The following is a 25,698-nucleotide window of genomic DNA, read 5'->3' as shown; positions in this document are numbered from 1 at the left end:
CCGAGATGACCCCCGAATCCGTCATGACCATGGGCCACCGGGCCATGGAGATCTCGCTGCTGCTGGGCGCCCCGCTGCTGCTGGTGGCGCTCGTCATCGGCCTGATCGTGAGCATCTTCCAGGCCGCCACGCAGATCAACGAAGCCACGCTGTCGTTCATTCCCAAGCTGCTCGCGGTGTTCGCGACGCTGGTGATCGCCGGCCCCTGGATGCTCGACCGCATGCTCGACTACATGCGCGCGCTGTTCGCCGGCATTCCGCAGCTGGTGGCGTGACGCCGTCGATTCTTTCCGTCACCTCGGGCCAGCTCGAGGCCTGGATGGTGGCCTTCCTGTGGCCGTTCGTGCGCATGCTCGCGCTGGTGAGCACGGCGCCGATCTTCGGCGAGGCGTGGGTGCCGCGGCCGGTGAAGGTCGCGGTCGCAGTCATGCTGACCTTCGTGATCGCACCCACGCTGGGCACCCTTCCCGCCGTGCCGGTGGTGTCCGCCGGCGGCCTGTGGATCATCGTGCAGCAGGTGCTGGTCGGCGCGGCCATGGGCTTCTCGATGAAGCTGGTGTTCACCGCCGTGCTGGCCGCGGGCGAGTACATCGGCCTGCAGATGGGCCTGTCGTTCGCCTCTTTCTTCGACCCCATGAGCCACGGCAGCACCATGGTGGTGTCGCGCCTGCTGAACATGCTGGCGATGCTGATCTTCCTGGCGCTGGACGGCCACCTGCTGATGGTGAACGCGCTGGCCGACAGCTTCGGCACGCTTCCGATCGCCGATGGGCCCTTGGCTTCGGGCGGCTGGCTGTTCCTGGTGCTGGCCGGCGGCGACATCTTCGCCAGCGGGCTGATGCTGGCGCTGCCGCTCATCACCGCGCTGCTCACGCTGAACCTGGCCATGGGCATCCTGAACCGCGCGTCGCCGCAGTTCAGCATCTTCGCCGTGGGCTTTCCGCTCACGCTGCTGGCGGGCATCTTCATGCTGCAGCTGCTGATGCCGAACCTGGCGGCGTTCCTGGAGCCACGCTTCGCGGAAGCCATCTCGAACATGCTGCGGTTCACGCAGGGCTTGCGTCCGTAGAACTGCAAGGCCCTGCCTTCTTCACTTAGAGGTAATTGAACAGGGCGATGCTGTTGAGCTTGGCGAAGGTCATCTGCGTGGCCTGCAGCGACGACTGGCGCTGGTAGAACTCCGCGATGGCGCTGTACGGGTCCAGGTCCTCGATGCTGGAGCGGTAGCTTTCTTCCTGCAGCTTGCTGGCCGCGCCGGCGGTGTCGAGCGCGTCGATCTCGGTCTGGCGCGAGCCCACCGACGACAGCACCGTCAGCACGTTGTCGTGCGCGTTCGTGACCTTCACGTTGGCCGTGCTCAAGGCGTTCTGCAGCTTGGCCTGGGCCGCCGCGCCACCGCCGGTCAGCGGGGTGCGCAGCGCCGACACCAGCTCGCCGATGCTTGCGAAGATGTCGGTGCCGGCGTTCTTCGCGGTCGACACGTCGAAGCTGTCGCCGTTGGCCGGCGTGCCCTTGAAGCTCATCTGCACGCCGCCGAACGAGATCGGCTGGCCTTCGGCATACGCGCCGCCGGCCACCACAACGGGCGGCGTGTCCTTGGTCGACACGGAGTAGTTGCCACCCGTGAAGCTGATGCTGAAGTCCTTGCCGTAGTTCGCATCGGTGGCGTCCTTCACGCCCACCGCGCCGAACACGCCGGTACCGGTATTGCCGGCCGCGCCCACGGTCACGTAGCCTGCACCGCCCTGCACCGTCTGGAAGATGCTGCGGCCGTCGTCCGAGGTGGACAGCTGGCGCGCCACGTCGACCTGCATCAGCCGCTGGCCCTGGTCGCCCACGTACTGCACGCCGCCGCCGGACGCCGCCACGAAGGGCGGCGAGCCGCTCTTGAAGCCGGCGAACAGGAACTGGCCGTTGCCGTCGTCCGAATTGGCCACGCCCACCAGCTGGTCGAGCGCGCTCTGGATGGTGGTGGCGAGCGAGGCGCGGTCAGCGTCCGCCAGCGTGCCGTTGCCGGCCGCCACCGTCAGGGTCTTGATGTTCTGCAGGATCGAGGTCACCGAGTTGAGTGCGTTCTCCTCGGTCGACAGCGACAGCGACGCGCGCTGGCGGCTGGTGGCGTACTGAGCGTTCTCCGACAGCGTCTGCGTGACGCCGAGGGCGCGGGCCGCGCCGACCGGATCGTCGCCGGCCGTGAGGAACTTGGAGTTCGTGGCCAGTTGCTGCTGCACACGGAACAGCTTCTGCTGCTGCTGCCCCATGGCGCTGACGTTCTGGTCGTAGAAGGATTGGGTGCTGATGCGCATCGCGGTTTCCTGGATCGGTACGAAATGAAGGCTCAGTTGCTGATGCCGAGGATCGCGTCGAAGATGGTCGAAGCGGTCTGGATCACCTTCGCGTTGGCCTGGTACATCTGCTGGAACATCAGCAGGTTGGCGGTTTCCTCGTCCTGGTTCACGCCCGAGATCGACTGCTGGCTGGCCTTGATCTGGCCCGTCACGCTGTCTTGCGTGGTGGCCGCCACCTTCACGGCCATGGCACGGTTGCCCACCTCGCTCACCAGCTGCGAGTAGGCGCCGTTGAAGGTTGCCGTGCCGCCGGCCATGAGGGTCTTGCGCTGCAGCGCGCCCAGCGCCAGGGCGTTGCTGTTGTCGGACACGCCCGAGGTGTTCTTGCCGATGGTGAAGGTGTCGCCCTGCGCAGGTGCGCCGGTCATGCCGACGGTGATGCCGTCGAAGCTCATCTTGGCGCCAGCCGTGTAAGGCACGGGCGTACCGGCCGCATAGCTGGTGCTGGTGCCGTTGGCCAGGGTCACGGTGACGGCCGAGGTGGCGGGGAAGCCCGAGAAGCTGCCGGTGGCGGCGTCGTAGCTCAGCGTCACCGGGCCGGCCAGCGGCGTGCCCGGGTAGCTGGCGTCCACGGTGGCGGCGCCCAGCGCGCCGCTGCCCTTGTTGCCGGCGGTGTTGCCGGTGACGATCGGCGACGCGGCGGCCACCTTGGCCGGGTCGAGCGTGAGCACGTCGAGGTCGCGCGCGCCGGTGCGCGTGGGCTGCACCAGGAACGAGTCGCCGGCCTGCGCGGTGCCGCTGGCGGCCGTGAGGCTGACGCCGTCGAAGGTGATCGGGAATGTGGTGAAAGTGCCCATCGACGTTTTGTCCGAAAGCCGGGTGACCGAGTAGGTGAGCGTGCCGGCCACATCGGTGACGCTCACGTTGTAGTCGCTGGTCGTGAGCTGCGAAGCGTTCGAGACCGTGGCGCCGAATTCGAGGTTGCCCGTGTTCTTTGCGTTGGGCAGCGCACCTGGCACGGCCTGCGTGAAGAAGTCCTTGCCCAGCGCGCCGTTCAGGTCCACGCCCAGCTTGTGCTGCGCATTCACCGCGTCGGCCACCGACATCGCAAGGCGGCCGATGGCGTTCTGCGACGGAATGAGCGTGTCGCGGCGAAAGCTCATGAGCCCGCCCAGCACGCCGCCGGTGATGGCGCTGTCCGACAGCTCGGAGGTGTTGCCGGCAAAGCCCTGCAGCGCCACCGCCTTGCGCGACGGATCGGCGGCGGAATTCACCGCCACCATCTGCGAGGCGTAGTCGCCCACCACCAGCGACTGGCCGGTGGCGATGAACACGTTGTACTTGCCGTTGTCCTGCTGCAGCACCTTCACGTCGACCACCTGGCTCAGGTCGCTCACGAGCTGGTCGCGCTGGTCGAGCAGGTCGTTGGGCGGCTGGCCGCCGGCCATGGCGCTGATCTGGCTGATCTGCTGGTTGAGGCTGGCGATCTTGGTCGCGTAGGTGTTGATCTGGTCCACGCTGCCCACGATCTGCTCGTTCACCGAAGAGTTCAGGTCCGACAGGTACTGGTCGGTCGCGCGGAACTTGCTGGCCAGCGCCTGGGCCGAGCTGATCATCTGCTGGCGCGCGGCCGGGTCGGCCGGCGTGTTGGCCACACCCTGGATGCTGGTGAAGAAGCTCTGCATCAGCGGCGCGATGCCCGAGGTCTTGTCGGCCAGCAGGGTGTCGATGCGGTTGATCTGCACGCTGTTGGTGGCCAGCGCGGCCGAAGCCGACTGCGCCGTTCCCAGCTGCGCCGTCAGGTAGCGGTCGTAGCTGCGCGAGACGGTCGTCACGTTGGCGCCCGAGCCGATGAAGCCCGAGCCGCTGGAAATGGCACTGCCGGTGGCGATTTCCGCCACTTGCCGGCTGTAGCCGGCGGTGTACACGTTGGCGGTGTTGTGGGCCGTGGTCATCAGCGCGGTGCGAGCGACGCTCAGACCGCTCAGACCTGTGTAGAACAAACTTCCGGACATAAGGCTTTACCTGTCGATGGTGTGTAGGGGTGGCACCGAGTCACTGTCTTTTCGATGCCTTGTTCTCTCTATCGGCAGCATCGGCCGAAAGTTGAGGGTCAGAACTCGCTCCAGTCGCCCTTGGCGTCGCCGGTCATGGACAACTGCGGGGCCGCGGCGGCGCCGGGGGCACGCCGTGCGGGCAAGGGCGGGGCCGCACGCCGCGGCGCGGGCCTCGCCACCTTCGGGATCGGGGTGATGGGCGTGAACGCCGCGCGGGGAGAAGCCACGGCGTTGCGGTCGAGCTTGAAGACGCTGACGGCCTGCACGAGGCTGCCGGCCTGTTCCTGCAGCGACTGGGCTGCGGCCGAGGCTTCTTCGACCAGCGCGGCGTTCTGCTGCGTGACCTGGTCCATCTGCGAGATGGCCTGGTTGATCTGCTCGATGCCCGAGGTCTGCTCCTGGCTGGCCGCCGTGATCTCGCCCATGATGTCCGTCACGCGCTTCACGCTGCCCACGATCTCTTCCATCGTGCGGCCGGCTTCTTCCACCTGCTTGCTGCCCTCTTCCACCTTCTCGACCGAGTCGCCGATGAGGGTTTTGATTTCCTTGGCGGCGGCTGCGGAGCGCTGCGCGAGGCTGCGAACCTCGGATGCCACGACGGCGAAGCCGCGGCCTTGCTCGCCAGCGCGCGCCGCCTCCACTGCGGCGTTCAGCGCCAGGATGTTGGTCTGGAACGCGATGCCGTCGATCACGCCGATGATGTCCACGATCTTCTTGGACGACGCATTGATCGAGCCCATGGTGCCGACCACCTGCCCGACCACGTTGCCGCCGCGCACCGCGACCTCGGACGCCGACACGGCCAGCTGGTTGGCCTGGCGTGCGTTGTCCGCGTTCTGCTTCACCGTCGAGGTCAGCTCTTCCATCGAGGCGGCCGTCTCTTCGAGCGAACTGGCCTGCTCTTCGGTGCGCGACGACAGGTCCTGGTTGCCCGAGGCGATCTGCCCCGACGCCGTGGCGATGGTCTCGGTCCCAGCGCGCACTTCGCCCACCACCTTGGCCAGGCTGGCGTTCATCTCGCGCAGCGCATGCATCAGCTGGCCCGCCTCGTCGCGGCTCTCGACCACGATGTCCGCGCTCAGGTCGCCGGCGGCCACCGTCTCGGCCACCGTCACCGCACGGCCCAGCGGACGCACGATGCCCAGCGTCAGGCGCCACGCGAACAGCGCGCCCAGCACCAGCGCAATGGCCGACAGCACCAGCAGCAGGGTCTGGCCGCTCGCGTGGTCGGCAAGGATGCTCTTGGACAGCACGTCGATCCTGTCACGCTGGTACGCGGCGAGTTTGGCCACGGAATCTTCATAGACGGCGAGGCCCGACGCGAACTGGTTGTCCGCCAGGGCAGTGGCTTCGTCGCTCTGGCCCGCGAGCTTGAGCTTGTTGAGCCTGTCGCTGATTTCCAGGACGACCGCGCGCGCATCGGCCACGCCGACGTAGAGCTTCTTTTCTTCCGGCGAGGTCAGCAGCCCTTCGAGCTCCTTCTGCACGGGGTTGATGCGGTTCGAGCTTTCGGTGCGCGCCTTGGCGAAATAGGCCACCACGGTCGGGTCCGTGGACTTCACCATCGCGTACGAGCGCACCACGGTCGGCCCCAGCAGGTTGGCCCACTGGTTGGCCAGGCGCTCCTTCACGAGCGCGTGCGCAATCATCTCGTCCGTGGACTGGCCCACGCTGGCAAGGCGCAGAAAGCCGGTGCCGGCAATCACCGCCATCAACAGCAGCATGGCCGCGAAGCCAAGGCCCAGGCGGGTGCCGATTTTCAGGTTCTTCAAACTCATTTGATTTCTTCTCTTTCAGAACTGCAGCGAATCCCACCGCGGGATGCGGCGTTGTCGATTCGTTATCGGCACAGGCCCGCCGGTCTTGAGCCCTCGTGTCTCTTGGCTCGCTTGTCTCTTAAAACTCTGTCCAGTCGCCCTTGGCGTCGGCAGCCACGGCCAGTCGCGGCGCGGCGCCCTTGGCCGGTTCGTGGCGCGCAGGCAGCGCCTTGGCCGGGCGCTTGAGCGCCGACTGGGAAGCGGCAACCGCCTTGGCGGGCCGGGCGATGGGCGTGATGCGTGTGAAGCCGGTGCGCGCGACCACGGCGTTGTGGTCGAGCTTGAAGATGCTGACGGCCTGCACGAGGCTGCCAGCCTGTTCCTGCAGCGACTGGGCGGCGGCCGAGGCTTCTTCCACCAGCGCGGCGTTCTGCTGCGTGACCTGGTCCATCTGGCTGATGGCCTGGTTGATCTGCTCGATGCCCGAGGTCTGCTCCTGGCTCGCCGAGGTGATCTCGCCCATGATGTCGGTCACGCGCTTCACGCTGCCGACGATCTCGTCCATGGTGCGGCCCGCTTCAGCGACTTGTTTGCTGCCCTCTTCGACCTTCTCCACCGAGTCGCCGATCAAGGTCTTGATTTCCTTGGCTGCTGCGGCCGAGCGCTGCGCCAGGCTGCGAACTTCGGAGGCCACCACGGCAAAGCCACGGCCTTGCTCGCCGGCGCGCGCCGCTTCCACGGCCGCATTCAGCGCCAGGATGTTGGTCTGGAACGCAATGCCGTCGATCACGCCGATGATGTCCACGATCTTCTTGGACGAGGCGTTGATCGAGCCCATCGTGCCGACCACCTGCGACACGACGCTGCCGCCCTTCACAGCCACTTCCGAAGCCGACACGGCCAGCTGGTTGGCCTGGCGCGCGTTGTCCGCGTTCTGCTTCACCGTCGAGGTCAGCTCTTCCATCGAAGCGGCTGTTTCTTCCAGCGAGCTGGCCTGCTGCTCGGTGCGCGAGGACAGGTCCTGGTTGCCCGCCGCAATCTGGCCCGACGCCGTGGCAATGGTCTCGGTGCCCGAGCGCACCTCGCCCACCACCTTGGCCAGGTTGGTGTTCATGTTCTTCAGGGCCTGCATCAGCTGGCCCACCTCGTCGTGGCTGTCCACGCGAATGTCCGCGCTCAGGTCGCCCTGCGCCACCGTCTCGGCCACCACCACCGCCCTTGCCAGCGGACGCACGATGCTGCGCGAGATGAAGAAGGCAAAGATGCCGCCGCACACCACCGTCAGCACGGTCAGCAGCAACTGCAGGTTGAAGCTCTTCAGGTTGGCGGCGTCGATGTCGTGGCTCATGCGGTCGATGTCGCGCCGCTCGATCGACAGCAGCTCCAGCACGCGGCTCTCGTAGGCCTTGGCGGCCGGCTGAAACACGTCCTTGAACGCTCGCGCCGTGTCCACCGCATTGCCGCTCGACTTGGCCTTGCCCACCTCGTCCTTGGCGGCCTGGTACTTCGCACGCAGCTCGACGATCGACTTGTAGGTCGCCTTTTCCTCGTCGGTGAACAACAGCGGCTCCACCTTCGCCATGGTCTCGCTGCCCTTCTTCACGCTGTCGGAGATGACGTCGGAAAAGGTCGCGGGCAAGGTCTCGTCGGTGGTGCGCGCGATCATCGAGGTGCGTGCAATGGCCGCGTAGGTCAGCACGTACCAGTCGGAGATGAGCCGTTCCTTGGCGAGCGGGCTCTGCATCATCAACCGCGTGGCTTCCGCGTTGTTGCGCGCGGACACCAGCGCGATGGCGGTCGAGATCACGGTCAGGCCGAGCACGATGGCAAAGGCCAGCGTGAGGCGTCGGGCGATGCGAAGATTGGCGAGGAAGTTCATGGGGTGCCTTCAGGCGAATGTGCAGGCGGGGGTCAGGCGGTGGCGGCGGCCTCGACGAGGCCCATTTCGTCGCTGGACATCAGCCGGTCGATGTCCACCAGGATCAGCATCCGCTCGTCCAGCGTGCCCAGCCCGATCAGGTAGTCCGCGTCCAGCACCGAACCCATCTCCGGCGCAGGCTTGATCTGCTCGCCCGTCAACGTGATCACGTCCGACACGCTGTCCACCACCATCCCCACCACCCGCCCGCCGATGTTCAGAACGATCACCACCGTGAACTGGTCGTACGTCGGGTCGCCCAGCTTGAACTTGATGCGCATGTCGATGATCGGAACGATGATCCCGCGCAGGTTCACCACGCCCTTGATGTAGTCCGGCGCGTTCGCAATCCGCGTCACCGCGTCGTACCCGCGCAGCTCCTGCACCTTCTGGATGTCGATGCCGTATTCCTCTTCGCCCAGCTTGAAGGTCACGACCTCCAGGCGGGCGGCGACGGCGGCGGCGGACGATGCCGAGGCGGCTTGTTTCAATGGGTCTTTTGCCTTGTTGAGCATGGGGTCTTCTCCGGGTTGAGTCTGTTGAATGTGAGTTGGATTCGCGGTGCGCGCGCTTCAGGCGGCCAGCGCGGCTTGCGAGGCCTCTGCGACTTCGGCCACCTGGCTCGCGTCGCCGCGGAACACGCGCACGGCCTTCACGAGGCCGTCGGCCTGCTCCTGCAGCAGTTCGGCCGTGGCCGTGGCTTCTTCGACCAGCGCGGCGTTCTGTTGCGTGACCTGGTCCATCTGGCTGATGGCCTGGTTGATCTGTTCGATGCCGGAGGTCTGCTCCTGGCTGGCGGTGGTGATCTCGCCCATGATGTCGGTCACCCGCTTCACGCTGCCCACGATCTCCTGCATCGTGCGGCCGGCCTCCGCCACCTGTTTGCTGCCGGCCTCGACCTTGTCGACCGAATCGCCGATCAGCGTCTTGATTTCCTTGGCGGCGGACGCGGAGCGCTGCGCGAGGCTGCGCACTTCCGAGGCCACCACGGCGAAGCCCTTGCCTTGTTCACCTGCGCGCGCCGCTTCCACGGCCGCATTCAGCGCCAGGATGTTGGTCTGGAACGCGATGCCGTCGATCACGCCGATGATGTCCACGATCTTTTTCGACGACGCATTGATCGAGCCCATGGTGTCGACCACCTGCGACACGACATGGCCGCCCTTCACCGCGACTTCCGATGCCGACACCGCGAGCTGGTTGGCCTGGCGCGCGTTGTCCGCGTTCTGCTTCACCGTCGAGGTCAGCTCTTCCATCGACGCCGCCGTCTCTTCCAGCGAACTGGCCTGCTGCTCGGTGCGCGAGGACAGGTCCTGGTTGCCCGAGGCGATCTGGCTGGACGCCGACATCACGCCGGCCACGTTCTCGCCCACGTCCGAGACGATGGCGAAAAGATTGGCGCTCATCTGGTTCAGAGCACGCAGCAGCCCGGTGATTTCGTCGCCGCGCCGCACCTCGAAGCGCGCGAGGTCGCCGCCTGCGATGGCACGGGCCACGTGCACCGCCTCGTCCAGCGGACGGAACACCGTGCGGCCGAGGAACCGGCCCAGGCCCAGCCAGGCAAGCGCGGAGGCCGCGCCGCAGGCCGCGATCAGCCCAGGCAGGCTGCCGTGCGCGCCGGCGGAAGCCACCAGCCGCGACGCTTCCATCCAGCCCGCCAGACCCAGGCCCAGCGAGAGCACGGCGGCCACTGCCGTGGCGCCGGCCACGCGGCTGCGCACCGGAATGCGGCGCAGCCGCGCCAGCGGGTTGCGCCAGCCGCGCTGCACCACCTCGCCCTGCAGGAGCTCGATGTCATTGGCGCGGCCTTCGCGGATGCGGGCGTACAGCGCGTCGGCTTCGGCCACTTCGGCACGCCCGGGCTTGCTGCGCACCGACATGTAGCCCTGCACGCGGCCGTTGCGCCGGACGGGCGTGACGTTGGCCAGCACCCAGTAGAAGTCGCCGTTCTGGCGCCGGTTCTTGATGAGGCCGGTCCAGGGCAGGCCCTGGCCCAGCGAGGCCCACATGTCGGCGAAAGCCTCGGCCGGCACGTCGGGGTGGCGCACGATGTTGTGCGCCTTGCCCATGAGGTCGCCCACCGCGAAGCCGCTGGCCTCCACGAAAGCCGGGTTGACGTAGGTGATCCGGCCCTTCAGGTCGGTGCGTGACACCAGGGCGGCGCCCGGTGGGAGTTCGTATTCGATGCCGGTGATCGGCAGGTTGACGCGCATGTCGGTGTTTTCTGTGTCAGGCCAAAGCCAGCTGTGGGTTGCCGAGGCGGAACACGCCGACGACTTCCGAAAGACTGCCCGCCTGTTCCTGCAGCGACTGGGCGGCGGCCGAAGCCTCCTCGACCAGCGCGGCGTTTTGTTGGGTGACCTGGTCCATCTGGGTGATGGCCTGGTTGATCTGCTCGATGCCCGAGGTCTGCTCCTGGCTGGCCGCGGTGATCTCCCCCATGATGTCGGTCACGCGGCGCACGCTGCCCACGATCTCGTCCATGGTGCGGCCCGCTTCGGCCACCTGCTTGCTGCCTTCGGCGACCTTGTCGACCGAGTCGCCGATCAGCGTCTTGATCTCCTTGGCTGCGGCTGCGGAGCGCTGGGCCAGGCTGCGAACTTCGGACGCCACCACGGCAAAGCCACGGCCTTGTTCACCGGCACGCGCGGCTTCCACCGCTGCATTCAAGGCCAGGATGTTGGTCTGGAACGCGATGCCGTCGATCACGCCGATGATGTCCACGATCTTCTTGGACGACGCATTGATCGAGCCCATGGTGTCGACCACCTGCGAGACCACGGTGCCGCCCTTCACCGCCACTTCGGACGCCGACACGGCCAGTTGGTTCGCCTGGCGCGCGTTGTCCGCGTTCTGCTTCACGGTGCTCGTGAGTTCTTCCATCGAGGCCGCCGTCTCTTCGAGCGAACTGGCCTGTTCTTCGGTGCGCGACGACAGGTCCTGGTTGCCTGCCGCGATCTGGCCCGAGGCCGTGGCAATGGTGTCGCTGGACTCCTTGATCCTTCCGACGATCGAGGTCAGCTGCGCCTGCATCTGCTTGATGGAGTGCAGCAGGCTGCCGTCGCGCGCCGTATCGGCGTCGACGGCCATCGACAGGTCGCCGTTCGCGATGCGGCTGACCACGTCGGCCGCATAGACCGGCTCGCCGCCCAGCTGGCGGCTCAGCAGGCGCGCGACCAGCACGCCCAGGCCCACGCTCGCCGCAATGCCGGCCAGCGCCAGCACCACCATCATCAGGCGCGATGTCCTGTAGGTGTCGCCGGCGTGCTCGGCGCTGAGCCTGGCCAGCTCCTTGCTGTGCGCGACCATGCCCTTGAGCACTTCCTCGACGCCGCGCGATTCCTTCAGCAGGCGGGTGCTGTCTTCGGTCACCTGGTTGTCGAACTGCGAGCTGTCCAGCGGCTGCTTGAACACCAGCGCCACGAAATCGCTCATGCGCTTGGTCAGAGGGCCGATCAGGGCCTCGTACTGGCCGTAGAGCTTCTTGCCTTCCTCGGTCTCCTCGAAGAAGGGCTTCACCTCGCCGGCGCGCGCCGCCAGGCTTTCCATGGACGCCTTGAGTTCGGTCGCCCCCGCGTTGCGTTCGCCGCGCGTGCCGGCCGACAGCAGCGTGACCTGTGCACGGCTGGCGTACAGCAGGTGGATGTTGGCTTCCTGGACCGCCTGGAGCGCCTGCAGCTCATTGGCGTACAGCCGCTGCGTGGCGTCGCTGATGCGCCCCATGTGATAGATGCCGAGCGCGCTGACGGCCGCGCCGATGGCCGCGACCACGAGAAAGCTGAGGATCAGCCGGACAGTGACGCGGAGATTCTGGAACCATTGCATTTCTTTTTTTCCTTGTTTATGGAGCGAGTGCGGTGAACTGCGGGTGCTGCGCCGAGCCGTTGGCGCGGCTGCTGTCCAGGCGGAACACGCCCACCACTTGCGACAGGTTCCCAGCCTGTTCCTGCATCGATTGCGCGGCAGCCGAGGCTTGCTCGACCAATGCGGCGTTCTGTTGCGTCGCCTGGTCCATCTGGCTGATGGCCTGGTTGATCTGCTCGATGCCCGAGGTCTGTTCCTGGCTGGCCGCCGTGATCTCGCCCATGATGTCCGTCACACGCTTCACGCTGCCCACGATCTCTTCCATCGTGCGGCCGGCTTCCTCCACCTGCTTGCTGCCCTCTTCGACCTTCTCCACGGAATCGCCGATCAGCGTCTTGATTTCCTTGGCCGCTGCGGCCGAGCGCTGCGCCAGGCTGCGAACTTCGGAGGCCACGACGGCAAAACCACGGCCCTGTTCGCCGGCGCGAGCAGCTTCCACCGCTGCGTTCAATGCCAGGATGTTGGTCTGGAACGCGATGCCGTCGATCACGCCGATGATGTCCACGATCTTCTTGGACGACGCATTGATCGAGCCCATGGTGCCGACCACCTGCCCGACCACGTTGCCGCCGCGCACCGCCACCTCGGAGGCCGACACGGCCAGCTGGTTGGCCTGGCGTGCGTTGTCCGCGTTCTGCTTCACGGTGCTCGTGAGTTCTTCCATCGAGGCAGCTGTTTCTTCCAGCGAACTCGCCTGCTGCTCCGTGCGCGACGAGAGATCCTGGTTGCCGGAGGCGATCTGGTTCGACGCGGTCGCGATCGTGTCCGTGCCCATGCGCACTTCGCCCACCACCTTGGCCAGGCTGGCGTTCATCTCGCGCAGCGCATGCATCAGCTGGCCCGCCTCGTCGCGGCTCTCGACCACGATGTCCGCGCTCAGGTCGCCGGCGGCCACCGTCTCGGCCACCGTCACCGCACGGCCCAGCGGACGCACGATGCCCAGCGTCAGGCGCCATGCGAACAGCGCGCCCAGCACCAGCGCAATGGCGGCCAGCACCAGCAGCATGGTGCGTCCGCTCTTGAATTCGGTGTCGATGCCCTGGGCCGTTGCGTCGATCTTCTCGCGCTGGTGGTTGGCCAGCGCCTCCACGGCGCCGCTGTAGACAGCCAGCGCCTCGGTGAACCTGGTGTCGACCAGCGTGTTGGCTTCGGCCTGCTGGCCGCTTTCCTTGAGCTTGTTGAGGACGCCCACCGTCTCGAGCACCACGGCGCGCGAAGCCGCCACCTTGGCATAGAGCGCCTTTTCCTCGGGCGTGCTGAGCATCGATTCGAGCTTCTTCTGCGCCGGGCTGATGCGCGCAGAGCCGGCGGCCTGCGTCTTGGCAAAGTAGGCGGCGATCTCTGGGTCGGTGGTCTTGACCATGGCGAAATTGGCCACGGTGTTCGAGCGGAGATTCGCGAGCCATTCGGTCGCGAGCCGCTCCTTGACCAGCGCCTGCCCCACCATCTCGTCGGTGGCGTTGCCCACGTGGGTCAGCCGCAGCACGCCGATGCCGGCGATGAGTGCCATCAGCAGCAGCATCACCGTGAAGCCGAAGCCCAGGCGGGTACCGATTTTCAGATCTTTCAAACTCACAGCTCTATTCCTTCCGTCACAGGGCGACAGGGCCACCGCGGCAATGCCGTCATCCTGTTATCGGCAACGGGCCGCCAGACTTGAGACCTTTGTTCTCAAAAGGAGGAAAGATCGGCGACGCACGCACAAAACCGCCCGGCTGCGCGTGCGCTGCGGCGTTTTCCAGCGTGAAGACGCTGACGGCCTGCACCAGGCTCCCGGCCTGCTCCTGCAGCGACTGGGCTGCCGCCGAGGCTTGCTCGACCAATGCGGCGTTCTGTTGCGTCGCCTGGTCCATCTGGCTGATGGCCTGGTTGATCTGCTCGATGCCCGAGGTCTGCTCCTGGCTCGCCGCCGTGATCTCGCCCATGATGTCGGTCACGCGCTTCACGCTGCCCACGATCTCCTCCATCGTGCGGCCGGCTTCCTCCACCTGCTTGCTGCCCTCCTCGACTTTCTCCACCGAGTCGCCGATCAAGGTCTTGATTTCCTTGGCTGCTGCGGCCGAGCGCTGCGCGAGGCTGCGAACCTCGGATGCCACGACGGCGAAGCCGCGGCCTTGCTCGCCAGCGCGCGCCGCCTCCACTGCGGCGTTCAGCGCCAGGATGTTGGTCTGGAACGCGATGCCGTCGATCACGCCGATGATGTCCACGATCTTCTTGGACGACGCATTGATCGAGCCCATCGTGCCGACCACCTGCCCGACCACGTTGCCGCCGCGCACTGCGACCTCGGACGCCGACACGGCCAGCTGGTTCGCCTGGCGCGCGTTGTCCGCGTTCTGCTTGACGGTGCTCGTGAGTTGTTCCATCGAGGCAGCAGTCTGTTCCAGCGAGCTGGCCTGCTCTTCGGTGCGCGACGACAGGTCCTGGTTGCCCGAAGCGATCTGGCTCGACGCCGTCGCGATGGTGTCCGTGCCCGTGCGCACTTCGCCCACGATGCGCACCAGGCTGGCGCGCATGGTTTCCACGGCGCGGGTGATCACGCCGATCTCGTCGCGGCGCTGCGAGGATAGCCGGCCCGACAGGTCGCCGCCGCCGATGGCCGCGACATGCGCGCTCAGCGCGCTGATGGGGCGCACCGTGCGCCGGATGAACGCCACCAGCCCGAAACCCAGCACCAGCGCGGCGATCGCGATGCAGCCGCCCAGCCATGCCAGCTGGCGGCGCAGGCCGGCCATCACCTCGTCGGCCGGCACCTCGGCCACCACCAGCCAGCCGGTGGCTTCGCTGCGGGCGACCGACGCATGGTGCGCGCCCGCAGCGCCCGGCGCCAGCACCGCCGGTGCGTCGTCGATCCAGAAGGCGTCCCCGCCCTTCAGGCGCTCCAGCCATGCATTGGCATCGCCCTTCAACACATCCGACAACGGCTTGCCGGCCGCGCTGGGATGGAACACGAGCGTGGGCTCGGGCGCCGCGCCGGGGCCGCCGGCGCCCGCTCCAGCCGGGTTGACGATGTACAGGCCGCCCTGCGTGTAGATGCGCGTGCCCTGCACCGCCTCGGCGAAGGCGGCCTGCTGCTGCGAGATGTCCAGCCCGATGTAGAGCACGGCCACCACGCGGCCGGCCGCGTCGCGCACCGGCTCGTACACCGTGATGTAGGGGCGCCCGAACAGGGTCACGCGCCCCACGAAGCGCTTGCCTTCGCGCAGCAGCGCATAGGCCGCGCTCTTGCGGTCGAGCAGCGTGCCCACGGCACGCTCGCCGTTTTCCTTCTTCACCGAGGTGGTCACGCGCCGGAAATCTTCGCCCTGCGCGACGAACACGGTGGCGTTGGCACCGGGGAAGTCGCTCGCGAAGCGGTCGACCTCGCTGGTGCTGGCGGCGTCGATGGGCGTGCCGTCGCTGGAAAGGAGGCCCGAGGCATCGAGCGCCAGCGTCTGCGCGAACTGCCGCCGGAACACGCCGAAGGCGTTGCCGGCGGTCGACTGCATGGTCTGGTCGAAGATGTCCAGGGACCGCGCGATGGCCTCCGCCTTCGCGTTGGCATATTGGGCGGCGCCGCGCTGCTGCTGCTGCGACGCCAGTGCATAGAAGACGCACAGCATCAGCCCCGTGACCCCGAGGATTGCCACACCGGCGCGCATGCTCAGCGTGCGCGCGAGCGATACAAAGGCGGGCGGCGGTGCGTCGTGTGGCGGCGCACCAGGTCGTTCGAGGCTCATCGGTTCTCTTTCAGGTCAAGGGAACGGCCCCTGCTTCGCGGCCGGACGCCGCGGCATCGCCGTGTTCCTGTATCGGCATCGCAGCGCCGGAGTTGAGGGCCTTGTTCTCAAAACTCGGTCCAGTCGCCTGGGGTGTCGCCGGCCATGGCGAGTTGCGGGGCGGACGCGGGCTTGCGATGGGCAGGCAGCGCCTTGGCCGCCGGCCGGACCGTCTTCGAGACGGGGGCGGCGGGCCTGATGGGGGTGATTCGGGTGAAGCTCGGGCGCGCGGGCGCCCGCTCTTCACCGCCCAGCTTGAAGACACTCACGGTCTTCACCAGGCTGCCGGCCTGCTCCTGCAGCGACTGGGCTGCGGCCGAGGCCTCTTCCACCAGCGCGGCGTTCTGTTGGGTCACCTGGTCCATCTGCGAGATGGCCTGGTTGATCTGTTCGATGCCCGAGGTCTGCTCCTGGCTGGCTGCCGTGATCTCGCCCATGATGTCGGTCACGCGCTTCACGCTGCCCACGATCTCTTCCATCGTGCGGCCGGCTTCTTCCACCTGCTTGCTGCCCTCTTCGACCTTCTCCACCGAGTCGCCGATCAAGGTCTTGATTTCCTTGGCTGCTGCGGCCGAGCGTTGCGCCAGGCTTCGAACTTCAGATGCCACGACGGCGAAGCCACGGCCCTGTTCGCCTGCGCGAGCAGCTTCCACCGCCGCGTTCAGCGCCAGGATGTTGGTCTGGAACGCGATGCCATCGATGACACCGATGATGTCCACGATCTTCTTGGACGATGCGTTGATCGAGCCCATCGTGCCGACCACCTGCCCGACCACGTTGCCGCCGCGCACTGCGACCTCGGACGCCGACACGGCCAGCTGGTTCGCCTGGCGCGCGTTGTCCGCGTTCTGCTTGACGGTGCTCGTGAGTTGTTCCATCGAGGCAGCAGTCTGTTCCAGCGAGCTGGCCTGCTCTTCGGTGCGCGACGACAGGTCCTGGTTGCCCGAAGCGATCTGGCTCGACGCCGTCGCGATGGTGTCCGTGCCCGTGCGCACTTCGCCCACGATGCGCACCAGGCTCTCGTTCATCGCCTTGAGCGCGGCCATCAGCCGGCCGGTTTCGTCCTTCGAATGCACGTCGATGCGCGAGCTGATGTCGCCTGCGGCCACCTTCTCGGCCACCTGCACGGCCTCGCTGATCGGGCGCGTGATGGTGCGCGTGATGAACCACGCGATGGCGGCGCCCGCCAGGACGGCCAGCGCGCCCAACGCCAGCATCAGGTTGCGTGCCCACGCGTAGCCGGCGCCGGCTTCGTCGTTCGCCGCGCGGGACAGCCGGCTTTCGTGCGCGTCCAGCTTGTCGAGCTCCGCGAGCACGGCCTTCACGGCCGGCTGGAACTTGGTGATGAAGAGCATCGTCGCTTCGTCGTTCTTGTTCTGCAGCGCCAGCTCCGACAGAGCGGCGTTCAGCGGCACGAGCACGCCCACCTTCTCGTCGATGCCGGCCAGCAGCGCCTTGCCCGCGGGCGTGGCGAGCAGCTTGACCAGGACCTCGCGGGCTTCGGAGAAGCGGTCTCGCGCGCCGGAGATCTTCTTGGCTTCCTCGCGCATGGCGGCGTCGTCGCTCAACAGGATGAGGTTGCCGTCGAGGATGGCGATGTCGCGGATCGCGTCCGCCATCTTGTTGACGGCGGCCACCTTGGCGTTGTTGCCGGTGACGATGCCGTTCAGCCGCTGCTGGATGTCGGCCATCGATTCGAGGCCCAGGCCGACCAGGCCGGCCAGCAAAAGGAGCACCGCGGCAAAGCCGATGCCGAGGCGGGTGCCGATTCTGAGATTGAGGATGGAGTTCATGGAGGATGTCAGGAGTCGCTTGCTTTTAGATTCTTGAAAACGCGGTCGAGGCGCTGGGACACCAGTTCGGCGTCGCGCGACGAGCGGGCAATGGAGCGGGTGACGCACCAGGCAACGAGCACGCCGGCCAGCAGCGCGGCAACGCCCAGGCCGAACACGGCGTGGCGCGCCCACTCGAAGCCGGCACCGGCCTTGAAGCCAAGGCTCAACGCCGCGGCCAGCACGAACAACGACACGGCGAAACCGGTGCCCAGGCGAAGGGCGATCTTGGGACTGAGACGAATGCGCACGGCTGCTTCAGGCCCCCAGCAAGACGGGTTCGTCGGCGTCGAGCTTGAACGTGCTCACAGCCCGCATCAAGTCGTCGGCCTGTTCCTGCAGCGACTGGGCGGCGGCCGAAGCCTGCTCCACCAGCGCGGCGTTCTGCTGCGTGACCTGGTCCATCTGGCTGATGGCCTGGTTGATCTGCTCGATGCCCGAGGTCTGTTCCTGACTGGCCGAGGTGATCTCGCCCATGATGTCCGTCACGCGGCGCACGCTGCCGACGATCTCGTCCATGGTGCGGCCGGCTTCGGCCACCTGCTTGCTGCCCTCGGCGACCTTGTCGACCGAGTCGCCGATCAGCGTCTTGATTTCCTTGGCGGCGGACGCGGAGCGCTGCGCGAGGCTGCGCACTTCCGAGGCCACCACGGCAAAGCCTTTGCCCTGCTCGCCGGCGCGTGCGGCTTCCACCGCCGCGTTCAGCGCGAGGATGTTGGTCTGGAACGCGATGCCGTCGATCACGCCGATGATGTCCACGATCTTCTTGGACGACGCATTGATCGAGCCCATGGTGCCGACCACCTGCGACACGACATGGCCGCCCTTCACCGCGACTTCCGATGCCGACACCGCGAGCTGGTTGGCTTGGCGTGCGTTGTCCGCGTTCTGCTTCACCGTCGAGGTCAGCTCTTCCATCGAGGCGGCTGTTTCTTCCAGCGAGCTGGCCTGCTGCTCGGTGCGCGACGACAGGTCCTGGTTGCCTGCTGCAATCTGTCGCGAGGCGACCGCGATCGAATCGGTCGAGGCCTTGATGCGGGTCACCAGGTCGGTCAGCGTGTCTTCCATCTCGCCCATGCCGCGCAGCAGCCGGCCGAAGTCGCCGCCGCGCTCGGTCTCGAAGTCCTTGCTCAGGTCGCCCGAGGCGACGGTCTCGGCAATCAGCAGCGCCTCGCCGATCGGGTCGACGATGCTGCGGGTCAGCGCCCATGCGACCACCGTGCCCACCACGAGCGAGAACATGGTCAGCGTCAGCACGTAGATGCGGCCCGAACGGTACTGCGTGTCGATGTCGGCGGCGGTGGTGTCGATGTCCTGCTGTTGCTGCGCCACCATGGCGCGAATGCTCGCGTCGTAGGCTTCCAGCGCGGGCAGCATCTGGGCGTCGGTGAGCCGGGCGGCCTCGTCGCCGCGGCCCTCGGCCTTGAGCTTGAAGATCCGGTTGCGCAGTTCGACATACTCGCCGCGCTTTTTCTTGATGTCGGCGCTCAGCGCCAGCTCGGCCGGCGTCTGCAACAGGGCCTCCAGCTTCTTCTGCGTCTCGCTGATGCTGGCGCTGGTGGCGTCGATGTTCTTCTGCAGATAGGCCTGCACCGCAGGGTCGTTGCTCTTGAGCAGCGACAGGGTGCGCACGCCGTTGGTGCTGGTGCCCAGCTGCCAGGCCGCGGCCAGGCGCTCCTTCGCGAGCGAGTGCTTGGCCATCGACTCCGTGGCCTCGCCCACGCCCTGCAGGCGCAGCACGGCAATGCCCGCGGTGATGAGCGCCAGCGCCAGCACCAGTGCAAAGCCGGCGGCCATGCGCCGCCCGATCTTCCAGTTTTTCATGTGTTGCTCCTCGCAGGCCCTTGTGTCGTTGTCGTCGTGGTTGTCTTGCTTATCGCGGCTTTCAGGCGGCCGTCAGGCGGCCATCTTTTCGACGAGGCCCATTTCGTCGCTGGACATCAGGCGGTCGATGTCCACCAGGATCAGCATCCGCTCGTCCAGCGTGCCCAGCCCGATCAGGTAGTCCGCGTCCAGCACCGAACCCATCTCCGGCGCAGGCTTGATCTGCTCGCCCGTCAACGTGATCACGTCCGACACGCTGTCCACCACCATCCCCACCACCCGCCCGCCGATGTTCAGCACGATCACCACCGTGAACTGGTCGTACGTCGGGTCGCCCAGCTTGAACTTGATGCGCATGTCGATGATCGGAACAATGATCCCGCGCAGGTTCACCACGCCCTTGATGTAGTCCGGCGCGTTCGCAATCCGCGTCACCGCGTCGTACCCGCGCAGCTCCTGCACCTTCTGGATGTCGATGCCGTATTCCTCTTCGCCCAGCTTGAAGGTCACGACCTCCAGGCGGGCGGCGACGATGTGTTGCGACTGCTGCTGCGTGTGGGCGATGCCCGCGATCTCTGTCATGGCGTTTCTCGGTAGGGTGTGGCCCGCCACGAAGCCTCGGGCAGGCGGGCGGGCCGGGTGCGGTTCAACCGAACTTCTGCATGATGCGAACCAGCTTCTCGCCGTACTTCGGATCGGTGGCATAGCCCGCGCGCTGCAGGCCGTGGGCGGCCGCGGCGGCGTCGTCGGTGGCCAGCACGTTGGCGTAGCGCGGGTTGCGCGTGATGAACTGCGCGTAGTCGGTGAAGGCCTCTTCGTACGAGCCGTAGGCCCTGAACCTGGCGCGCATCTTCTGCGGTTCGCCGTCGACGTACTCGGTGGTGGTGGTCTCGACCGTCGCGCCCTTCCAGCTCTTGTCGGCCTTGATGCCGAACAGGTTGAAGCTCTGCGTGCCGTCGTCGGCGCGGATCTCGCGCTTGCCCCAGCCCGACTCCAGCGCGGCCTGCGCCAGGATCAGCGGCGCGGGCACGCCGCTGGCCGTGCTGGCCGCCTGCGCGGAGGCGCCCATGCGGCCCACGAAGTCGTCGACCTTGCCCTGCAGCGAGGCGTCGCCGCCACCGCCCGTGCCGTTGCCTCGGCGGTCGCTGTTGAACTGGTAGACGCTCAGGTCGGCCTGCGTGCCGACGCGGTTGGTCGGCGCGGAGCCCAGCGGAATGCCCGCGTTCGGCGCATACGGGAAGCCGCCGCGCGGCTCCAGCGACATGGGCTTGGTGCCGATGGCCGCGTCGGCCTCGAAATCGGTCGGACCCGAGGGCAGCTGGCGGCGCAGCTGCGCGAGCATCGACTCGGCCAGCCCCACGCCGCGCCCCGAGAGGTTCTGCGTGAGCTGCTGGTCGAACATCGACATGTAGACCTTCTGGTCCTGGCTGTCGAGCAGGCCGCTGGAGGGCGTGGCCTCGCGCATGCTCTTGAGCACCATGTTCATGAACAGCGCCTCGAACTGCCGCGAGACCTGCTTGAGGCCTTCTTCGGGCGAGGAGCGCACGGTGTGGCGCAGGGCGTCGACGCCCTGCACGTCGAGCGCGAAGCGCTGGTCGAGCGCACCGGTGCGGCTGGCCGCGTCGGCGCCGCTCCAGGCGCTGGAGGTGGATACCGTCATTGCGTCGTCCTCAGATGATCTCGAGCTCGGCGCTCAGGGCGCCGGCCGACTTCATGGCCTGCAGGATCGACACCAGGTCCTGCGGATTCGCGCCCAGGGCGTTCAGCCCCTTCACCACGTCCGCCAGCGAGGCGCCGCCGCGCACCATCTGGATCGCGCCGCCGCCCTGGTTCACTGAAATCTGCGAGGTCTGCGCCACCACCGTGCTGCCGCCCGAGAGCGCGCCCGGCTGGCTGATGACCGGCTCGGTGTTGATCACCACCGACAGGCTGCCGTGCGCAATGGCGCAGTCGCGCACCCGAACCGCCTGGTTCATGACCACCGAGCCGGTGCGCGCGTTGACCACCACGCGGGCCGCGGCCTGCGTGGGCGTGACCTCGAGGTCTTCCAGCCGCGCGAGGAAGCCCACGCGCTGCTGCGGCTCGGGCGCCCGCACGCGGATCGCCCGCGCGTCGATGGCCTCGGCCGTGCCGGGGCCGAACTGCCGGTTGATCGCGTCCACCGCGCGCTGCGTGGTGCCGAAGTCGGAGCGGTTGAGCTCGATGGCGAAGGTGCCTTCCGCGCCCACGGGCGCTTCCACCGTGCGCTCCACCAGCGCGCCGGCCGGAATGCGGCCCGAGCTCAGCTGGTTGATCTGCACCTTGCTGCCGTTGGCCGCGGCGCCGGCGCCGCCGATCACCATGTTGCCCTGCGCCACCGCGTAGGTCGCGCCGTCCACGCCCTTCAGCGGCGTCATCAGCAGCGTGCCGCCGCGCAGGCTCTTGGCATTGCCCATGGACGACACGGTGACGTCGATGTTCTGCCCCGGCCGCGCGAACGAAGGCAGCGTGGCCGTGACCATCACCGCCGCCACGTTCTTCAGCTGCATGTTCACGCCCTGCGGGATCGTGATGCCCAGCTGCTGCAGCATGTTGTTCAGGCTCTGCGTGGTGAACGGCGTCTGCATGGTCTGGTCGCCGGTGCCGTCCAGGCCCACCATCAGGCCGTAGCCGATCAACGGGTTGTCGCGCACGCCCTGGATGCTGGCGAGCTCCTTGAGCCGCTCGGCATGAACGGGTGCAAGGCACAAGGTGCCGAGGACCGCGAAAGCCGCGGTGCGCAGGAGCGCCGAGGTGCGCGATGCCAGGATGTTTTTCATGTTCAGAATGGCATCACGTTGAGGAAGATGCGCTGCATCCAGCCCATCGTCTGCGCCTCGTCGATGTAGCCCTTGGCCGAGTACTCGATGCGTGCATCGGCCACCAGCGTGGAGGGCACGGTGTTGTTGCCCGACACGGTGCGCGGGTTCACCACGCCCGAGAAGCGGATGTACTCGGTGCCCTGGTTGATGCCCATCTGCTTCTCGCCGCTCACGAGCAGGTTGCCGTTGCCCATCACGTCCGTCACCGTGACCGTGATCACGCCGTTGAAGGTGTTGTTGGCGTTGGCGCCGCCCTTGGCGGTGAGCGTGTTGGTGCCGCTGAGCTTGGAGTCCTGTCCGTCGAGCAGGCCGCCGATGAGCTTCGGAATGACGGCGAACACGCTGGCGGTGCTGCCCGCACGGCTGGCATTCGCGCCGGAGTTCTTGGTGGCGTTGACCTTCTCGCTGATAAGAATGGTCAGGATGTCGCCGACGTTGCGCGGACGGCGGTCCTCGAACAGCGCGTTGGCGCCGGGGCCGTCCTGGAAGATCGCGCCCGGAGCGCGTCGCGGCTGCAGGGCCGCGTAGCTTTCGGCGCGCGCCGTCATCGGCTGGTGCACCAGCGGCTCGCGCGGCAGTTGCGCGCAGCCCGCGCCCAGCGCGGTGACGCACACCAGCACCAGCGCGCGAGACACCGCGCTGCCGCCCCGCACGGCCCGATGAAGAAGACGCACGCCGCTCATCACATCTGCGCCAGGCGCTGCAGCATCTGGTCGGAGGTCTGCACGGCCTTGCTGTTGATTTCGTACGAACGCTGGGTGGCGATCATGTTGACCAGCTCTTCCACCACGTTGACGTTCGACGCTTCCACATAGCCCTGGCTCAGCGTGCCCGCGCCGTCGACGCCGGGGTTCACCTGGTTGGGGGCGCCCGAGGCGTCGGTTTCGGCGTACAGGTTCTCGCCCTTGCTTTCCAGGCCGGTGGGGTTCATGAAGGTCGCGAGCTGGAGCTGGCCGACCTGCACGGTGTTGGTGCTGCCCGCCTGCACGACCGAGACGATGCCGTCGCGGCCCACGGTGATGCTGGTGGCGTTGGCCGGAATGGTGATCGCGGGCTGCACAGGGAAGCCGCTGGCGGTCACGAGCTGGCCGTCGCGGTCTTTTTGGAACGAGCCATCGCGCGTGTACGAGGTGGTGCCGTCGGGCATCAGCACCTGGAAGAAGCCGCCGCCGTTGATGGCCACGTCGGTGGGCTTGTCGGTCTTGGTGAGGTTGCCCTGCGAGTGAATGCGCTCGGTGGCGACCACGTGCACGCCGGTGCCGACCTGCAGGCCAGAAGGCAGGCGGGTCTGGTCGGACGACTGGCCGCCGCTCTGGCGCAGGTTCTGATAGACCAGGTCTTCGAACACGGCGCGGCTGCGCTTGAAGCCGGTGGTGCCGACGTTGGCCAGGTTGTTGGAGACCACGTCGAGCTGCGTCTGCTGCGCGTCGAGGCCGGTCTTGGCGATGTAGAGGGAGCGAATCATTTCTTGGGAGTCCTGCGTGTGTGGCGAGGCGGGTGGCGACTGAAGCGGGCGCGTGGGCCGCGAATCAGCCGTACGACAGCAGCTTGTTGGCCGACTGCGCGTTGGTGTCGGCGGTCTGCATCGACTTCATCTGCATCTCGAAGCCGCGCGCGTTGGCGATCATGGCCACCATGGCCTCGACCGGATTGACGTTGCTGCCTTCGATGGCGCCGCTGACCAGCGTGACGGCCTCGTCGGCCTGCGCCGGCTGCTGGCCCGCGCGCATGCGAAACAGACCGTCGTCCCCGCGCTCGAGGTCGGCGTTGTCCGGGTTCACCAGCTTCAGGCGGCCCACTTCGGCAATGCCGGTGGAGGTACCCGAGGCGGGGTCGCGCGCCGCGACCAGCCCGTTGGAGGCGATGGTCAGCGCGGAGCCGGGCGGCACGGTCATCGCGCCGTTGTCGCCCATCACCGGGCGACCGCCCATGGTGGTCAGCTGGCCGTCGGCACCGATCTGCAGGTTGCCCACACGGGTGTAGGCCTCGCCGCCGTCGGGCGTCTGCACCACCAGCCAGCCGGGGCCGCTCACGGCCACGTCGAGCGGGCGGCCGGTCTCGGTGAGCGGGCCGTGGGAAAAGTCAGCGCCGGGCGTGGTGGCGGCGACGAAGGCGCGCGTGGGCGCTTCCCCGCCGACCACGGGCACCGCGCGGAAGTTGGCAATCTGCGCACGGAAGCCAGGCGTCGAGACGTTCGCCATGTTGTTGGCGACCGAGGCCTGCTGTTCCATGATTTGCTTGGCGCCGCTCATGGCGACATACAACATGCGATCCACTGGGTGTTCCTGGTGTGAGTCGTTGGGGGGCGGTGCGTCAGCGGATGTTCATCAGCGTCTGCATGACCTGGTCCTGCGTCTTCACGGTCTGCGCATTGGCCTGGTAGTTGCGCTGCGCGACGATCAGGTTGACCAACTCGGACGTGAGGTCGACGTTGGACGACTCCAGCGCGCCGGACTGCAGCGCGCCGAGCTTGGTGCCCTCGCCCGGCGTGCCGGTGAGCGCGGCGCCCGAGGCGGCCGTTTCGGCCCACACGTTGTCGCCCTTGGGCTCCAAGCCGTTGGGGTTGGCGAACGACGACAGCACGATCTGGCCGAGCAGCTTGGTCTGCTCGTTGGAGAACTTGCCGGTCAGCGTGCCGTCGGCGTTGATCGAGAACGAGGTGAGCTCGCCCGAACGGTAGCCGTCCTGGCTGAGCTTGCTCATGGCGTTGGCAGCGCCGAACTGGGTGGTGCCCGTGAGGTCGACCTTGGCGGTCAGCGCGGCGGAGCCGTTGGCGAAGTTGAGCGGGCCGATGTTCACCGAGCCGCCGGCGGGCGCCGTCATGACACCCTTGGTGTCGAAGGTCATGCCGGTGAGGATCGGGCCGGCGCCGATCGGCGCGCCGTCGGAGGAGCCGTACACGTTCCAGGTGTTGGCCGCTGTCTTCACGAAGTACACGGCCACGTCGTGCGGGTTGCCCAGCGAGTCGTAGATCGGGCCGACGGCGTTCGAGTAGTTGAAGGTGTCGGAGTCGGCCGCGTTGAACGGCGTCTTCGTGGGGGCGCTGAGGCGCGCGTCGATGTTGAACTCGGCCTTGATGTTGCTGGTCGGGTTGGGCGTCATGGCCGCGGTCGGGATCTGGATGGCCGCCGGCGTGCCGCCGCTGATGCCGCCGCTGGCGTTCACGCCGAAGCCCGTGAGCCGCAGGCCCTGGGCGTTGGTGATGTAGCCGTCCTTGTCCTTGGTGAACTGGCCGTTGCGCGAGTACATGATTTCGCCGCTGGCGCTGGCCATGCGGAAAAAGCCCTCACCGTTCAGGATGGCCACGTCCAGCGGGCGGCTGCTCGACTGCGTGGTGCCCTGCGTGAAGTTCTGCGACACGCCCGACACCGAGGCGCCCAGGCCCACGCGCGAGCCGGCGTACACGTCCTGGAAGGTGGCGGCGGCCGACTTGAAGCCGACGGTGCCCGAGTTGGCAATGTTGTTGCCGATGACGTCGAGGTTGGCGGCGGCAACGCCGAGTCCGCTGATGCCCTGGGAAAAAGCCATGATGGTTCCTTAATTCGTTTGCGTTGGATGCG

General features: G+C 67.3%; 21 protein-coding genes. 2 read left to right on the top strand and 19 right to left on the bottom strand.

All coding sequences use genetic code 11. The features are described 5' to 3' along the window. The first annotated feature begins 5 nt into the window (after positions 1-5). The gene (gene fliQ, locus AC0IYU_RS22620) at positions 6-275 is read left to right on the top strand and encodes a flagellar biosynthesis protein FliQ (RefSeq protein ID WP_435436180.1); all 270 of its coding nucleotides are present in this window, start codon (positions 6-8) and stop codon (positions 273-275) included. 8 nt (positions 276-283) lie between these two features. Further along, positions 284-1,069: a flagellar biosynthetic protein FliR gene (fliR, locus tag AC0IYU_RS22615; RefSeq protein ID WP_472121369.1), complete on the top strand. Its 786-nt coding sequence runs from the start codon at positions 284-286 to the stop codon at positions 1,067-1,069. A 25-nt stretch (positions 1,070-1,094) separates the two neighbouring features. Here the strand turns inward: fliR and flgL are convergent, their stop codons facing one another. From flgL to flgE, 19 genes are all read right to left on the bottom strand, one after another. After that, on the bottom strand, positions 1,095-2,306 hold the full coding sequence (flgL, locus tag AC0IYU_RS22610; RefSeq protein ID WP_472121297.1) for a flagellar hook-associated protein FlgL: 1,212 nt from the start codon (positions 2,304-2,306) through the stop codon (positions 1,095-1,097). Positions 2,307-2,338: 32 nt separating this feature from the next. Continuing rightward, complete coding sequence (flgK, locus tag AC0IYU_RS22605) at positions 2,339-4,303, bottom strand: flagellar hook-associated protein FlgK (protein WP_472121295.1); 1,965 nt, start codon at positions 4,301-4,303, stop codon at positions 2,339-2,341. 98 nt (positions 4,304-4,401) lie between these two features. After that, positions 4,402-6,123, bottom strand: a complete 1,722-nt coding sequence (locus AC0IYU_RS22600; RefSeq protein WP_472121293.1) for a methyl-accepting chemotaxis protein — start codon at positions 6,121-6,123, stop codon at positions 4,402-4,404. 118 nt (positions 6,124-6,241) lie between these two features. After that, on the bottom strand, positions 6,242-7,981 hold the full coding sequence (locus AC0IYU_RS22595) for a methyl-accepting chemotaxis protein (RefSeq protein WP_472121291.1): 1,740 nt from the start codon (positions 7,979-7,981) through the stop codon (positions 6,242-6,244). A gap of 32 nt (positions 7,982-8,013) precedes the next feature. Continuing rightward, positions 8,014-8,535: a chemotaxis protein CheW gene (locus tag AC0IYU_RS22590; protein WP_472121288.1), complete on the bottom strand. Its 522-nt coding sequence runs from the start codon at positions 8,533-8,535 to the stop codon at positions 8,014-8,016. Positions 8,536-8,592: 57 nt separating this feature from the next. Then, complete coding sequence (locus AC0IYU_RS22585) at positions 8,593-10,233, bottom strand: methyl-accepting chemotaxis protein (RefSeq protein WP_472121285.1); 1,641 nt, start codon at positions 10,231-10,233, stop codon at positions 8,593-8,595. A 16-nt stretch (positions 10,234-10,249) separates the two neighbouring features. Continuing rightward, positions 10,250-11,845 carry a methyl-accepting chemotaxis protein gene (locus AC0IYU_RS22580; protein ID WP_472121283.1) on the bottom strand — a complete coding sequence of 532 codons (1,596 nt, stop codon included), beginning with the start codon at positions 11,843-11,845 and terminating at the stop codon, positions 10,250-10,252. A 16-nt stretch (positions 11,846-11,861) separates the two neighbouring features. Further along, complete coding sequence (locus AC0IYU_RS22575) at positions 11,862-13,460, bottom strand: methyl-accepting chemotaxis protein (RefSeq protein WP_472121280.1); 1,599 nt, start codon at positions 13,458-13,460, stop codon at positions 11,862-11,864. 49 nt (positions 13,461-13,509) lie between these two features. Beyond that, positions 13,510-15,603, bottom strand: a complete 2,094-nt coding sequence (locus AC0IYU_RS22570) for a methyl-accepting chemotaxis protein (RefSeq protein WP_472121277.1) — start codon at positions 15,601-15,603, stop codon at positions 13,510-13,512. A 107-nt stretch (positions 15,604-15,710) separates the two neighbouring features. Further along, positions 15,711-17,435: a methyl-accepting chemotaxis protein gene (locus AC0IYU_RS22565; protein ID WP_472121275.1), complete on the bottom strand. Its 1,725-nt coding sequence runs from the start codon at positions 17,433-17,435 to the stop codon at positions 15,711-15,713. Between the two features lie 8 nt (positions 17,436-17,443). Then, a complete protein-coding gene (locus AC0IYU_RS22560; RefSeq protein ID WP_472121273.1) occupies positions 17,444-17,725 on the bottom strand; it encodes a hypothetical protein in 282 nt (93 codons plus the stop codon). 7 nt (positions 17,726-17,732) lie between these two features. Further along, positions 17,733-19,298: a methyl-accepting chemotaxis protein gene (locus AC0IYU_RS22555; protein ID WP_472121270.1), complete on the bottom strand. Its 1,566-nt coding sequence runs from the start codon at positions 19,296-19,298 to the stop codon at positions 17,733-17,735. A 72-nt stretch (positions 19,299-19,370) separates the two neighbouring features. Further along, complete coding sequence (locus tag AC0IYU_RS22550; protein WP_472121269.1) at positions 19,371-19,880, bottom strand: chemotaxis protein CheW; 510 nt, start codon at positions 19,878-19,880, stop codon at positions 19,371-19,373. Positions 19,881-19,944: 64 nt separating this feature from the next. After that, positions 19,945-20,958, bottom strand: coding sequence for a flagellar assembly peptidoglycan hydrolase FlgJ (flgJ, locus tag AC0IYU_RS22545; protein ID WP_472121267.1), 1,014 nt, complete (start codon positions 20,956-20,958; stop codon positions 19,945-19,947). A gap of 10 nt (positions 20,959-20,968) precedes the next feature. Beyond that, positions 20,969-22,096, bottom strand: coding sequence for a flagellar basal body P-ring protein FlgI (locus AC0IYU_RS22540; protein WP_435436164.1), 1,128 nt, complete (start codon positions 22,094-22,096; stop codon positions 20,969-20,971). A gap of 2 nt (positions 22,097-22,098) precedes the next feature. After that, positions 22,099-22,821 carry a flagellar basal body L-ring protein FlgH gene (locus AC0IYU_RS22535; RefSeq protein WP_472121265.1) on the bottom strand — a complete coding sequence of 241 codons (723 nt, stop codon included), beginning with the start codon at positions 22,819-22,821 and terminating at the stop codon, positions 22,099-22,101. Further along, positions 22,821-23,603 (bottom strand): flagellar basal-body rod protein FlgG, encoded by a 783-nt coding sequence (gene flgG, locus AC0IYU_RS22530; RefSeq protein ID WP_116910947.1) that lies wholly within the window; start codon positions 23,601-23,603, stop codon positions 22,821-22,823. Before flgG ends, AC0IYU_RS22535 begins: the two co-directional genes overlap by 1 nt. Before the next feature lie 64 nt (positions 23,604-23,667). After that, entirely contained in the window at positions 23,668-24,414 is a 747-nt protein-coding gene (flgF, locus tag AC0IYU_RS22525) for a flagellar basal-body rod protein FlgF (RefSeq protein WP_472121263.1), read from the bottom strand. A 37-nt stretch (positions 24,415-24,451) separates the two neighbouring features. Further along, positions 24,452-25,666: a flagellar hook protein FlgE gene (gene flgE / locus AC0IYU_RS22520; RefSeq protein ID WP_472121260.1), complete on the bottom strand. Its 1,215-nt coding sequence runs from the start codon at positions 25,664-25,666 to the stop codon at positions 24,452-24,454. Positions 25,667-25,698: the final 32 nt, after the last annotated feature.

This window comes from Variovorax sp. AC103 (assembly GCF_979254005.1).
This window is presented reverse-complemented; position numbering and strand designations above follow the sequence as displayed.